17 protein-coding genes are annotated in these 12,912 nt (G+C 69.4%); 13 read left to right on the forward strand and 4 right to left on the reverse strand.

Annotation, left to right across the window (positions count from 1 at the left end; all coding sequences use genetic code 11):
- Nucleotides 1-189: 189 nt before the first annotated feature.
- Entirely contained in the window at nt 190-549 is a 360-nt protein-coding gene (gene trxA, locus FHR38_RS17455; protein WP_184535676.1) for a thioredoxin, read from the reverse strand.
- 649 nt (nt 550-1,198) lie between these two features.
- Between trxA and FHR38_RS17460 the strand changes: the two genes are divergently transcribed.
- From FHR38_RS17460 to FHR38_RS17510, 11 genes are all read left to right on the forward strand, one after another.
- Entirely contained in the window at nt 1,199-1,732 is a 534-nt protein-coding gene (locus FHR38_RS17460; RefSeq protein ID WP_376771485.1) for a MaoC family dehydratase, read from the forward strand.
- A gap of 96 nt (nt 1,733-1,828) precedes the next feature.
- Nucleotides 1,829-2,389: a hypothetical protein gene (locus FHR38_RS17465; protein ID WP_184535678.1), complete on the forward strand. Its 561-nt coding sequence runs from the start codon at nt 1,829-1,831 to the stop codon at nt 2,387-2,389.
- A gap of 47 nt (nt 2,390-2,436) precedes the next feature.
- On the forward strand, nt 2,437-3,084 hold the full coding sequence (locus tag FHR38_RS17470; RefSeq protein ID WP_184539796.1) for a TrmH family RNA methyltransferase: 648 nt from the start codon (nt 2,437-2,439) through the stop codon (nt 3,082-3,084).
- A gap of 169 nt (nt 3,085-3,253) precedes the next feature.
- Nucleotides 3,254-3,997 (forward strand): DUF6758 family protein, encoded by a 744-nt coding sequence (locus FHR38_RS17475; protein WP_312882226.1) that lies wholly within the window; start codon nt 3,254-3,256, stop codon nt 3,995-3,997.
- 118 nt (nt 3,998-4,115) lie between these two features.
- The gene (locus FHR38_RS17480; protein WP_184535679.1) at nt 4,116-4,274 is read left to right on the forward strand and encodes a hypothetical protein; all 159 of its coding nucleotides are present in this window, start codon (nt 4,116-4,118) and stop codon (nt 4,272-4,274) included.
- A 6-nt stretch (nt 4,275-4,280) separates the two neighbouring features.
- Complete coding sequence (locus FHR38_RS17485; protein ID WP_184535680.1) at nt 4,281-5,168, forward strand: PH domain-containing protein; 888 nt, start codon at nt 4,281-4,283, stop codon at nt 5,166-5,168.
- Between the two features lie 104 nt (nt 5,169-5,272).
- Nucleotides 5,273-6,040 carry a SigE family RNA polymerase sigma factor gene (locus tag FHR38_RS17490; RefSeq protein WP_312882227.1) on the forward strand — a complete coding sequence of 256 codons (768 nt, stop codon included), beginning with the start codon at nt 5,273-5,275 and terminating at the stop codon, nt 6,038-6,040.
- A gap of 44 nt (nt 6,041-6,084) precedes the next feature.
- Complete coding sequence (locus tag FHR38_RS17495; protein WP_184535681.1) at nt 6,085-7,350, forward strand: hypothetical protein; 1,266 nt, start codon at nt 6,085-6,087, stop codon at nt 7,348-7,350.
- A 41-nt stretch (nt 7,351-7,391) separates the two neighbouring features.
- Entirely contained in the window at nt 7,392-8,249 is an 858-nt protein-coding gene (locus FHR38_RS17500; RefSeq protein WP_312882228.1) for a PHP domain-containing protein, read from the forward strand.
- 25 nt (nt 8,250-8,274) lie between these two features.
- On the forward strand, nt 8,275-8,889 hold the full coding sequence (locus tag FHR38_RS17505; RefSeq protein ID WP_184535682.1) for a MarC family protein: 615 nt from the start codon (nt 8,275-8,277) through the stop codon (nt 8,887-8,889).
- A gap of 193 nt (nt 8,890-9,082) precedes the next feature.
- Nucleotides 9,083-9,949: a RecB family exonuclease gene (locus FHR38_RS17510; protein ID WP_184539804.1), complete on the forward strand. Its 867-nt coding sequence runs from the start codon at nt 9,083-9,085 to the stop codon at nt 9,947-9,949.
- 77 nt (nt 9,950-10,026) lie between these two features.
- On the opposite strand, the gene FHR38_RS17515 is transcribed toward FHR38_RS17510, so the two are convergent.
- Both FHR38_RS17515 and FHR38_RS17520 read right to left on the reverse strand, forming a co-directional pair.
- Entirely contained in the window at nt 10,027-10,887 is an 861-nt protein-coding gene (locus FHR38_RS17515; RefSeq protein WP_184535683.1) for an oxygenase MpaB family protein, read from the reverse strand.
- 47 nt (nt 10,888-10,934) lie between these two features.
- The gene (locus tag FHR38_RS17520; RefSeq protein WP_184535684.1) at nt 10,935-11,363 is read right to left on the reverse strand and encodes a Fur family transcriptional regulator; all 429 of its coding nucleotides are present in this window, start codon (nt 11,361-11,363) and stop codon (nt 10,935-10,937) included.
- Nucleotides 11,364-11,599: 236 nt separating this feature from the next.
- Here FHR38_RS17520 and FHR38_RS17525 point away from each other — a divergent pair, with 236 nt between their 5' ends.
- A complete protein-coding gene (locus FHR38_RS17525) occupies nt 11,600-12,082 on the forward strand; it encodes a DUF2231 domain-containing protein (RefSeq protein WP_184535685.1) in 483 nt (160 codons plus the stop codon).
- A gap of 67 nt (nt 12,083-12,149) precedes the next feature.
- On the opposite strand, the gene FHR38_RS32875 is transcribed toward FHR38_RS17525, so the two are convergent.
- Nucleotides 12,150-12,473, reverse strand: coding sequence for a translation initiation factor 2 (locus tag FHR38_RS32875; protein ID WP_184535686.1), 324 nt, complete (start codon nt 12,471-12,473; stop codon nt 12,150-12,152).
- A gap of 90 nt (nt 12,474-12,563) precedes the next feature.
- Between FHR38_RS32875 and FHR38_RS17535 the strand changes: the two genes are divergently transcribed.
- A complete protein-coding gene (locus tag FHR38_RS17535) occupies nt 12,564-12,746 on the forward strand; it encodes a hypothetical protein (RefSeq protein WP_376771486.1) in 183 nt (60 codons plus the stop codon).
- Nucleotides 12,747-12,912: the final 166 nt, after the last annotated feature.

A 12,912-nucleotide genomic window follows, 5' to 3' on the forward strand; every position in this document is an offset into this window, starting at 1 on the left:
TCCGAGGGCAAGTCAGTTGCCGATGGTGGCTTTGGACGAGCGGCGGTTCCGGGCGGACGACACCGCCCCCGGCCGGGCCCGTGTCAGGTCCGGCCGGGGGCGGGTACGGGCAGCGAGGGAACGGCGACGGACACGCGGGGTCAACCGCCGGCCCGGGCGAACCGCCGATGATCCTCGGCCCGGTCGCTGTCAACTCTGGCTGGCGAGCTGCCTGCGGACGTCGTCCATGTCCAGGGCCCGGACCTGCTCGATCAAGGACTCCAGGGCGGACTCGGGCAGGGCTCCCGGCTGGGCGAAGACGATGATGCCGTCTCGGACCGCCATGATCGTCGGAATCGACCGGACGTCGAACTTGGCCGCGAGTTCCTGCTGGGCCTCGGTGTCGACCTTGCCGAAGACGATGTCCTGGTGCTTCTCCGAAGAGCGTTCGTAGATCGGGGCGAACCGAACGCACGGGCCGCACCAGCTTGCCCAGAAGTCGACGAGGACGATGCCGTCCTGGCCGGTCACCTCGTCGAAGTTGGCCGTGGTCAGTTCAACGGAAGCCATCGATCTCTCCGATCGCTGGGAATCATCTACGTCTGGGAAAACCTCTGCGTTGGCCCTGGAATTCCCGACGATCCAGCACTGAAACGCCCAGCCCGGACCGATCAGCGCTCCCGCCGCCATCGACGGGTGTTTGTGGCCTAGCTCACGCGGGTGCTGCGGTACGCCGTGTCGCCGCTCACCGTTCCGTGGTGAGAGCGCTCCCATGAGTTGGTGATTGGGTGGCTGGCGGCTGCCGACAATTGCTCGGCGACTAGGGAGAATTTCTCTCGTGACGATCGGTTACGGCGAGATCAGCTCTTACGTTAAGTAACGTTACAAAGGGGTAACGCTGACTGGTTTTGCTTGCCGCCCCCTTTCTTTGCGCGGTTCTGGTCAGGCAGAATCCTGATATCAGAGCGTGGGCGGCGGGTGCCGGGGAGGGCCCCGCCGTTCATTGCGTCCAGGCTCGTTTCGGGGCGCGGTTCGGCTCGAATCCTATTTCGTCCAGGTGTCCTGACCCTGGATGACCTGCCTGGTAGCCGGTCCCCTGGCCGTCGTGGAGTGGTCTGATCGGGCACGAGTCAAGCAATGTGACAAACCTGGGCTGCTTCTCGCCTGCGGTATTGACTTAACGGTCGATAAGGCATGCTGTGGTGTACTCCATCGCCATCTGTCGAAGGGCACCAGGATGCAGTTTGGGCGCTACTACGAGGAGTTCGAGGTCGGCGCGGTGTACCGGCACTGGCCGGGCAAGACGGTCACCGAGTACGACGACCACCTTTTCTGCCTGCTGACCATGAATCACCATCCGTTGCACATGGACGCCCACTACGCGGAGACGTCGAGTCACTTCAAGCGCAACGTGGTGGTCGGCAACTACATCTACTCCCTGCTACTCGGCATGTCCGTGTCGGACGTCAGTGGCAAGGCGATCGCCAACCTGGAGGTCGAGTCGCTGCGACACGTGGCCCCCACCTTCCACGGGGACACGATCTACGGCGAGACCACCGTGTTGGACAAGCGGGAGTCCAGCTCGAAGCCGGACCGGGGGGTGGTGTCCGTGGAGACCCGGGGCTACAAGCAGGACGGCACGCTGGTCTGCGTCTTCCGTCGCCGGGTGATGGTCCCGACCCGCGCGTACGCCGTCGACGCGATGCCGCCCGGAGTCGACCCGGAACGCCCCAGCTTCCCCGAGCCGAAGTGAGGAACGGCCCTTTCCTGTCGTTTTCTGCATAGGGAGGGGCCCCTTCCTAACCCCCGGGCTGCCGCTGGACACATATGCTGGCGGTCGGGAGGTCCGATGAGCCACTCCGCCTCCGGCGAGCCGCCCACCACCGGCAGCCGCCTCGGTGCACTGGACACGGCGACTTTTCCGGCCAGCGAGTGGCGGCTGCTCACCCGACTCCCGGGTCGGGTCATCACCGCCGCACTCTCCACCGAGATCGACCGTCCGGGGCGTACCGTGCGGGAAGGGTTGGCCGGCCTGGAGGGCATCGCCGCCGGTCGGGCCTTCGACAGCGAACTCGTACGGGCGGTGGTGGCCAAGATCTACGCCGAATCGGACGACGATCGGGGCGGGCCCTCCGGGAGGAGCGCGGGACCGCCGGGCGAGCCGACCTACGCGGGTGCGGCCACCAGCATCACCGAACTCTTCGAGGCCTGCCGGGCGGCGGTGCGGATCCTGGCCAGACGGGCCGATCCGGCCGACTCGGCGGCGTACCGGCAGTGGGTGCAGTCGGTCGCGGCCCGGGTCTGCCAGGCGACCGGTCCCACCGGGTCGGTTTCGCCGACCACCGACCCGGTCGATCCGGCGGACCGGCGGTTCCTCGACGATCTGGGAACGGCGCTGGGCCTGGGCTGAGTCGTCCCGGCGACGGGCCGTACGCTCTGCAGACCGTGGAGGCGTCGATGGTCCGGGACAACCCTGAGGTTGTTGAAGAGGTCGGGGTCGGGCCCTGGCAGGGCGACCCGCCAACCGACCCGCGCTACGACCCGGAACTGCTCGCCAACGGTGATCGGCGCAACGTGGTCGACCGCTACCGGTACTGGCGTCGGGAGGCGGTCGTCGACGACCTCGATCAGCGGCGGCACACGTTCCACGTGGCGATCGAGAACTGGCAGCACGACTTCAACATCGGCACCGTCGTGCGCAACGCCAACGCCTTTCTCGCCGCCGAGGTGCACATCGTCGGCCGGCGCCGGTGGAATCGGCGAGGCGCGATGGTGACCGATCGCTACCAGCACGTACGGCACCACGAGACGATCGAGGCGTTCCTGGACTGGGCGCGCGCCCACGACCTGCCGATCGTGGGGATCGACAACCTGCCCGGTTCCCGTCCGCTGGAGACGGTGACCCTGCCTCGCGCGTGTGTGCTGCTCTTCGGTCAGGAGGGACCCGGCCTTTCCGAACCAGCCCGATCCGCCTGTGACCAGCTCTTCTCCATCGCGCAGTACGGCTCGACCCGATCGATCAACGCCGGAGTGGCCAGCGGCATCGCGATGCACGCCTGGATCCGCGCGCATGCGGGGCCGCCCCCAGCCGAGGATGGAGAATAGGGCAACAGGGGTAATTAGCCGCACAAGCGGCGAAAGCGCCTTACGTGGGCGGTAACGGGCAGGTCGCTCCGGAATTTCAAAATCTGATGTTCGGGACAATCCCGGAAAGAGGTGACCGAAAAGGCCGGTTCGCTGGACGCTGCGGCGCTGATCCGGGAACTCTGGTCTCGTGGGGATCACGGTGAGTTGCCCGCAGTGCGGCGGCCCGGTACGGGCACCGGACCTGATGCACAGCGACTGGCGATGCGACGCCTGTGGCTCGGTGTCGCCGCTGCACGTGCCGGACCACATCGGCCCCGAGATCATGGCGACCGTCGTCGCCCGTACGAACGCCGACGCCGCCAGGACGAGCGACGGTGGCGCTCGTCCAGACGGTGCGTCGACCGTCGAGGCGCAGCGCCGGGCCGTACCGCTCTGGTGCCCCTGGCCACTGCCGCTGGGCTGGACGACGACCGGGGTGGCCTGGGCCGGCGACGACCGTACGGGCGTACGGGCAACCGTGGTGGCCTGTAGCGGCCCGGCCCCGCTGAGCGGTGGCCCGGCCGACTTCGTCTTCGTCGCCGAGGAGCCGGGGGTCGGTCTTGGTACCCGGTACGCGGGTATCCCCGGTCTCGACCCGGGAGTGCTCCTGATCGACACGATGACCGATCCCATACCCGGCCGCGCCGAACAGCCGCCACACGTGAAGGTCCGGGTCAGCGGCCATCCCACTCCAATGTGGGCAGTAAAATCTCCGACAGATCGAAGCGCGTACGCCGGCGAGGCTCGGGGAATGTGGCTCTATGCGATAGCCTGGCCTGCGAGCGCGGGTTACCTCCTCTTGGCGGAGGTCGTCCTACACGACCTGACCGAGTGGTTGCCGCCCGAGCTCGTGTACGGCGCGCCCTCTCCGTACCTCCACGGAAAGGTCTGATCCCCGGACCGTGACGGCAGAGAGCGCGAAGCAGTTGATTCACCAAACGACATCTGACTGATACTCTGGGTACTGCTGCGGTACGGGACCCGGCGCCGCACGGAGAGGATGGCCCGCAATGGTCAAGAAGGTCCTCACCTGGGGCGGAATCGCCTTCCTGATTTTCTTCATCGCGTTCCGGCCCAACTCCGCCGCTGACGTGTTCAAGTCGCTGGGTGGCGGCATCGTGGACATCGCGCAGGGCTTCGGCGAGTTCGTCACCAACCTCGTCGCCTAGCGTCCCATGGGTAATCCGTCAGGCGAACCCCCCGAGCCCGACGACGAAGCCGAACGTCGGCGCCGGGAACGCGACACCGAGCCCATCCCACGTGCCCGCCCCGATCTCGGGCCGGACTTCGACGATGGACTCTCCTACACCGACGGTCCGTCCTACGCCGGTCCCTCCTATCCGGACGACGACGATGTCTACGGCCGCGAGGAGCGCCGCTCCGGGACCCGGGCCTGGGTCCGTGACCCGGACGACGACATCCCGCCGCAGATCTCCGAGGACGAGCTGGCCGGCCTTCGGGTGGATGCCTCGGGCATGCCGACCGGCACCCGCCGCGTGCTCCCCCTGGAGGACGAACCGACCTCCCTGGTCGCCCGCTACCTCTTCCCGACCGAACGCTATCGGGGTGAGTGGAAGCGGCACTGGGTCCACCTGACCACCCCGCTGTTGATCGGCATCGCCGCCACCTTCGTACTGGGCTACCTCTCGGGTTTCCTGGCCGGGCAGCAGGACTTCGGGGCGTTGACCTCGATCGCGGTGATCCTCTGGTTCGGCGTGATGGGCTGGGTGGCCTGGCAGGTGGCGGACTGGTACTACGACCGGTTCATCCTGACCAACAAACGGGTGATGGTGGTCAATGGCATCATCACCCGGCGCGTCGCGATGATGCCGTTGGCCCGGGTCACCGACATGAAGTACGAACAGTCCCCCCTGGGGCGGACCCTCAACTACGGCACGTTCGTACTGGAATCGGCGGGTCAGGAACAGGCGTTGCGGGAGGTCAAACACCTTCCGAACCCCAACGAGCTCTACCTCCGCGTCGTCGAAGAGATGTACGAGCCGCAGGCGGTCGAGGCCCGGCTGGGCAAGGAAGCAGACGAGGCCAACGACGACGGGGCGTGAGAACTCTGTCCGAACATCGGATGAGGCTCGCGACCGTTCCGGCGTAGACCGTTCATCCCCACCATGACAGCCTTCAGTGACACGGAGGGCAGGGGAGGCGACCGGTGGCGGCGAGGCACGCCATGGAGGAGGAGTTCCACGACTTCGTCGTGGCCCGATCCGCTGCCCTGCTGCGTACCGCCTATCTGCTCGCGGGTGACTGGGCGACCGCCGAGGACCTGCTCCAAACCGCCCTGACCAAGACCTACCTGGCCTGGAAGCGCCTCGGCGAGATCGAGGCGGTCGAGCCGTACGCCCGGCGAGTCCTGGTCAACACGGCGACCAGTTGGTGGCGGCGGCGGTGGCACGGTGAACGCCCCACCGAGAAGCTGCCCGAATCCGCCGGCCCGGACCGGATCGAGGAACAGCTCGAACGCGACGCCCTGTGGCGACATGTTCGGGCCCTGCCGGTACGTCAACGTGCCGTCCTGGTCTTGCGCTTCTACGAGGATCTGTCCGAGGCACAGACCGCGGCCATGCTCAACATCTCGATCGGCACCGTGAAGAGCCAGACCGCACGGGCCCTCAAGACCCTCCGGCAGCGGATCGGGGGCAGCTCGACCGACGGGATCGTCCTGTCCGGCGGCATTCGTCGGGCAGCCAGCCCGGATCCGGCACCAATGGGCCAACCAGCCCCGTCATCGACCGGCCGACCAGTCCCGTCATCGACCGGCCGGGCCGCCACCCCGGCATCCGCCCCACAGCCAGCCAGCGGGGAGCAGCCCCTGACCGCCGGCCCGCGACCGCCATCGGCCCGTACGCCGATTCGGCCGCGTCCGGCGAACCCGGTACCGGCGCCCGCGCTGCCCACCGCAGGAATGGAATCCCGGTGACGCGGCCAACGGAGGACAACTCACGGCCGGGGTTCGGGCGTTCAATGACTGTGACCCCCGACGATCTCGAACAGGCGCTGCGGGACAGCCTGTCCCGGCAGGTTGCCATGCCGCCGGGTACCTTCGACCTGGCCGCCGCCACGATCCGCCGGGCGAACCGAGTCCGTCGACGTCGGTCCTTCGCGGGAGCGGCGTTGGCGATCCTGGCGACGATTGCCGGAAGTGCGGGAATGGCCCAGTTCGGTGGCGGTGGCCCGGCCGACCAGTCGGAGCCGATCGTCGTACTGGGAGATCCGCCCACGGCGACCGAGTCGGCTTTCCCGAACCGATCCGCTGCGGCGACGCCGGGCCCCGACGGCCGGCGGGGGAGGATCCCCACCGACGCGCCGCTGGTCGACATCGTGGTCGCCACCGACCTGAGCACCGCCGGCGGCGAGGCGCTCGACCTGGCCCCGATCGGAGAGGTTGTCCGGGCCCAACGTGTGTCGGGTGGCTGGCTGGTGGTCGGCGCTGCCTCCGCGAGCACGCAAACGCTTTGGTTCGTCACCCGTTCGGGCCCGCCGAAGGCGGTCGTCTCCGATGTCGACGTGGTGACGCTGTCGCCGGATGGGCAGCGGATCGCCTGGCGGAAACAGACACAGCTCTACGCGGCGACCGTTGCCAACGGGCAGGTGAGTACCGGGGTCCAGAGTCCGGCACCGGCCGAGGCGACACCCGTCGGCTTCGTCGGTGTCGCGGTCCTGCTGCGACGCGACAGCGATGCCGGTGCCACCGGGTACGACCTGTGGTGGCCGAGTAGCCCGGAGCCGTACCAGCCGGGGTGGAACACCACGATGGTCGGCTACCACGGCGTACTGCCGGACGGCCACACCGTGGTCGGACGGGTGTCGATGGCGGGATCCACTCGGCCCTGCCTGGGCCTGCTGGACGCCGCCCGAGATTTGGCGCCGGTCCGAACGACGTGCGCCCTGCCGCTCGACCCGGACGGTCGGGGCACCCTTTCGCCGGATGGCCGCTGGCTGCTGGTAGATGGAGAATCCGCCCCCGATGCCCGGGTGACGGCGTTGGCCGTCGACCTCAACACCGCGTTCGAGCGGACACCGGCGGTCCGGCCCGCCGGCTCACCGGTCTCGGACGCCACGGTCTGGACCGATTCCCGGACCGTGGTCCACTTCGGGGAGCAGGGCGAACTGGTACGGGTGGCGCTGGACTGGGCCGTGGCCGGTGTCGACGGCGGGGTACAGCGATTCCCCGGTCCGAGCCTGCCGCCTGGCAGTCGACCGGTCCTGGTCAGCGGTCCGGTCGACTGACCGAGGGGAGCGTTCGCCCGGCGGCCGGTAGCCTCGGCCCGGTGATCGATCTGCACACGCACTCGACGGCGAGCGACGGGACACTCACGCCCGCGGAACTCGTCCGGGCCGCCGCAGCCGCCGGCCTCGACGTGGTGGCCCTCACCGACCACGACACCACCGCCGGCTGGGCTCCGGCGGTCGCGGCGTTGCCACCCGGCCTCACCCTGGTACGCGGTGCCGAACTGTCCTGCCGCTGGTACGGCGCGCAGCCGTCGATCCCGCTGCACCTGCTCGCCTACCTGTTCGACCCGACGGAACCGGAGTTGGTCGCCGAGCTGACCCGGGTACGTCTCGCCCGGGAGTTGCGCGGGGAGCGCATCGTCGAACTGCTGCGGGCCGACGGTATCGATGTGACCTGGACCGAGATCCGGGACAATGCCCAGGGCGGTACGGTCGGCCGACCGCACATCGCCCAGGCGCTGATCCGGGCCGGTCTGGTGGCGACCACCACCGAGGCCTTCGCCCCCGAGTGGCTGGGCGAGCGTTACCGGCTGCCAAAGGACGACATCGACGTCTTCACGGCGGTGCGACTGATCCGGCAGGCCGGCGGCGTACCGGTCTTCGCCCATCCCCGGGCCAGTCGACGGGGCCGGATCGTGCCCGATGAGTTGATCGTGGAGTTGGCGGCGGCGGGGTTGGTCGGACTGGAGGCCGACCACGAGGACCACTCCCCGGCGGAACGGGAGCACGTCCGACGGCTCGCCGCCGAGCTGGGTCTGTTGATCACCGGTTCCTCGGACTTCCACGGCACCCACAAGACGGTCCGGTTGGGGGCGTTTACCACCTCGCGCGATTCGTACGAGCGGATCGTGGCGGCCGCGAGGGGCGTGACTCCGATCGCTTCGGAGCGTGCCTGACCAGCGGCGCGGCTACCGTGACCGAGTGGATCTGAAGCTGTTCGGGGAGGTCTTCGTAACCCTGCTGGTCATCACCGACCCGCCGGGGATGATGCCGATCTTCCTTGCCCTGACCGGGCCGTTAGCGGCCCGAGACCGTCACCGTGCCGCCTGGCAGGCGGTGGCGCTCGCGCTCGGGGTGATCGTGGTGTTCGCGGTGGCCGGCCAGACCCTGCTCGACTACCTGCACGTCGACCTGCCGGCCCTCCAGGCCGCGGGTGGGCTGCTGCTGGTGCTGGTCGCGCTGGAGTTGCTGACCGGCAAGTCGGACGATCCCCAGCAGCAGACGACCTCCAACATCGCCCTCGTCCCACTGGGTACGCCGTTGCTGGCCGGACCCGGTGCGATCGTCGCCACCATGCTCTTCGTACAGCAGGCCGACGGGGTGGCCGACTACACGTCGATCGCCACCGCCATCATCGCCGTGATGGCCGCCGTCTGGATCGTGCTGCGGTTCTCCGGTGGCATCGTGAAGGTGCTCCGGCCCGGTGGCATCGAGGTGCTGACCCGGATCGCCGGGCTGCTGCTGGCGGCGATCGCGGTGCAGCTCATCGCCGACGCGGTGGCCGCGTTCGTCACGGCGTACATCCATCCGTCCTGACCTGTTGTTCTCCGGGTCCGGGCGGCGACGTGATGCTCGTCGTACGGATGCCCGAGGTGCTTGTGGGGTGGCGACCCCGGGTTCGTCGTACCGGGATGGCAGGATCTGGGCCGTGCGAAGGCCGACCTCTTCCGGTAACCGGACCCCTCGGTCCCGTGCCGCCAGCCAGCCAGAGCAGTTGGGGTTCGAGGGCATGCCGGAACGGCTCTTCGTGTGCACCCCCAGCAAACTCGGTGCCTACGCGGACTGCCCACGCCGATACCGCTACACCTACGTCGACCGGCCGACGCCCCCGAGGGGCCCGGCCTGGGCGCACAACTCGCTCGGCGCCAGCGTGCACACCGCGCTACGCAACTGGTACGGCCTGGCCGCCGACCGCCGCCGCCCCGAGGCGCTGCCGATGCTGCTCAAGGGCACCTGGGTGCGCGACGGCTATCGCGACGACGAGCAGGAACGAGCCGCCTACCGGCGGGCCCTGGATTGGCTCGAAGCCTATGTGGACAGCCTGGATCCGGCCGACGAGCCGGTGGGGGTGGAACGGGTAGTCGCGGCCAAGACCTCGGTGCTGGCCTTCAACGGCCGCGCCGACCGGATCGACTCCCGGCCGGGTCCGGACGGGCCGCAGCTCGTGATCGTCGACTACAAGACCGGCCGTACCGGGCTGGACGCCGATGATGCCCGGGGTTCGCAGGCACTTGCCCTCTACGCGTACGCCGCCGAGCGGGTGTTCCGCCGGCCGTGTCGACGGGTCGAGCTGCACCACCTACCGACCGCCACCGTGGCGGCGTACGACCACACCCCCGAGTCGATCAACCGGCAGGTGGGTCGCGCCGAGGACGCCGCTCGCGACATCGTCGCCGCCGAGAAGGCGGTGGCCGCCGGTAGCGACCCGGACGAGGCGTTCCCCACGACTCCGGGCACGCTCTGCGGATGGTGCGACTTCCGGGCGTCCTGCCCGGCCGGAGTACAGACCCCAGCGAAGGAGCCCTGGGCGGCGGTCGAGCGTACGCTGCTCCCACCTCCGCCCCTTGACGGGCAGGAGCAGCGCGAGGATCGGTGAGCGCGACACACCGACGCGCCGGTCAGTTCGTCGGATCGAACCGCGCCGGTCAGCTTCTGCCGGGCCAGCCCCGCCGGTCAGCTTGCCGGAGCCAGCCGGGCGGCTCGGGCCTTGGCCGCCTGGTACAGCGGGCCTTCGAGGTAGCGGCGGGGCACTGCGGCCAGGGCGAGCCGCAGGGTTCGGATGCTCAACTCTGCCGACAGCGCGGTGGTCGGCAGGCCCAGGGTGCCGTGCATCCGGCGGGCCCAGGCGGGGAGTAGCCCGAACGCGGTGCCGGCGACACCGAAGTAGGCCAGTCGGGCGGGGCCGAAGTCCAGACTCAGCCGCACCGGCAGGCTCAGCTTCCAGGGCAGCGGCGGCGCGGTCAGGAAGAGGGCGGTCTCGGCGGCGTCCCGGGTCATCCGCAACTCGCCGCGGATCTCCCGGTAGTAGTCGGCGACCTCGGCCGCGGTACCGGGGACGGTCGACGGATCGAGGCCGACCAGGGCGGCAGCTCGCCGCTGCTCGGTGTAGTAGGTGTCGACCTCGGTCGTGGTCAGGGCCAGCCCGGCTCGCCGGGCGGTGCTGACGAAGGACTCGACCTCGGTGACGTGCACCCAGCGCAGCAGGTCCGGTTCGTCGATCCGGAACCGCTCCCCGGTGGTCGGGTCGGTGGCGCTCAGCCGGGCATGCCGCGCGGTGAGCCGTCGACCGGCCGCCTCGGCCTGCCGAGTGGTGCCGTAGATCGTGGTGGCCACGTAGGTGGCGGTACGGACCAACCGACCCCAGGGGTCGGTCTGGTAGTTGCTGTTCTGCGCCACACCGGCCATGGCCCGGGGGTGCAGGGCCTGGAGATAGAGCGAGCGCAGGCCGGCGACGATCAGGATCGGTTCCTCGTGCACCTTCCAGGTGACCGAGCCGGGGCCGAAGAGACCGAGGTCGTCATCGTCGGAGTCCATCGCCCAAGAGTGCCACGGGCTGAGGTCGGCCGGCCGGTGTCAGCCGCTCACACGTCAGCGGCGCGGCGGACCTGGCAGGCCGGACACAGCCCCCAGAAGGTCACTTCGGCCTCGTCGACATCGAAACCGTGTGCGGTGTCCGGGTCGAGGCAGGGGGCGCTGCCCACCGCGCAGTCGATGTCGGAGATCTCGCCACAGCCCCGGCAGACAACGTGGTGGTGGTTGTCACCAGCCCGGGCCTCGTAGCGGGCGGGGCTGCCGGCCGGCTCGATCCGCCGGGACAGGCCCGCCCGGGACAGGGCACCGAGCACGTCGTAGATCGCCTGCGTGGAAACCGAGTCGAGGCGCTGCCGGACCTGCCGGGTGATCTCGTCGACCTCCAGGTGGCCACCACTGGCCAGGACTTCCAGTACGGCGAGGCGCGGTCGGGTGACCCGCAGGCCCCTCGACCGAAGCAGCTCTTCACCCCTGGACATGAGGTAATAACAGCACGGGTCCCACGAGCCAACAAGTCGGCGCCTCGATGCCGTGGCCCGGACCACAGCGACACTTGGCCCAGGTAGGGGCGAATTACCACGGGGAACCGGATTGAACCCTATCGCCATGGTCCTCGTGTAGGGAATCAGGGATCCGCAGCGCCACCGCGATCCTGTACGCCCGTGAGCAACGTCCGTACGCTGGCCCTCGCCGCCAGCTGTGACAGGAGGTGTCGGTGTTCAAGGAGATTATGGGCATCCCCGCGCACGCCCTGCTGGTGCACGCGGCGGTGGTGTTCGTACCGCTGCTGGTGCTGTTCGCGCTCGGCTATGCGCTGCTGCCCCGGCTGCGGGCCCGGATCGGCTGGGTGGCGGCGATCCTCGCCGTGGTCGCCCCGGCATCGGCGCTGGTCGCCAAGCTTTCCGGCGAGGAACTGAAGCAGGTGCTCGTCGAGAAGGGGTATCCGCCCTCGATCCTGGATCAGGTGACCGAACACCAGGAGTACGGCGACCTGATGTTCTGGTACGCGTTGGGTCTCGCTGTGGCGACCGGATTGCTGCTCTTCGCCACCAGTGGGCACCCCAGGGCCCGCGCCCTGCCGACCTGGGTGAACCTGGTGCTGGCCGGGATCGTCGTGGTGCTCGGCGTGTTCGCCGCCGCGTACGTCTACCTGACCGGAGACAGCGGGGCACAGGCGGTGTGGGAGGGCGTCCTCTGAGGTAGGCCGGGGACACGCCCTCGTCCGCCCCAGTCGGATGCTCAGAATGGCAACCGGGAACAGACGCTCAGAACAGCAGCCGGGAACAGAGCAGACAGACCACCACGACCAGCGCCGCGCCGGCGATCAGGCCGACGCCGTACGTCACCGTACGCGCGCCGCGTTCCGCCTCGTCCAGCGCCGGCAGGTCCTGGGCCGGCAGTTGGCGTGGTGGTGGCGGCTGGAGATGGACCGGCGGGCGCCAGCCCGGTGGCGGCGGGGCGGCCTGGGGCGGTCCCGGATAGCTGGGCGGCGGCGGTACGGGGTGCGCGGGCGGAGGTGCCTCGGCCGCCGGGTCGGCTGGTCGGCGCCAGAGGCTGTCGTCGGGGGTCGCACCACTGGGCGTCGTCACGCCGTCCGACGCTACCAACCGACTGTGATGCGGACACGGGCTGGCGCGCCCAGATCGTCGAGTCGGCTAGGCTGGTCCGCTGTGAGCAGGGTGGACAAGCCGCAGGATGCGGATGCGGGCCCGGATCGGGCAGCCGACCGGCGGGTCAGCCCTGCCGGCGGCAGGTTCGTACTGCCCGAGCAGTCCCGGGACGACACCGACCAGGGCTGGGGCGAGCGACCGTACTCCAACGACGAACGGCTGCTGGCCGATCGCCCGCCGCACTGGGATTGACGTCGGAACGACCAAGCCCTAAGGCCGCGACCATGACGGTTTGACGTCGGACGGAACGCTTTGACGTCGGACGGGATGGTTTGCCGTCGGACGGGTGACAGCGTTGCGGCGGGAAACGACGGCTGAAGCCGGGGCGGCGTGGACTGGCGATCATGGCGGAGACCGT

The sequence above is a fragment of the Micromonospora polyrhachis genome (assembly GCF_014203835.1).
Classification (GTDB): Bacteria; Actinomycetota; Actinomycetes; order Mycobacteriales; family Micromonosporaceae; genus Micromonospora_H; species Micromonospora_H polyrhachis.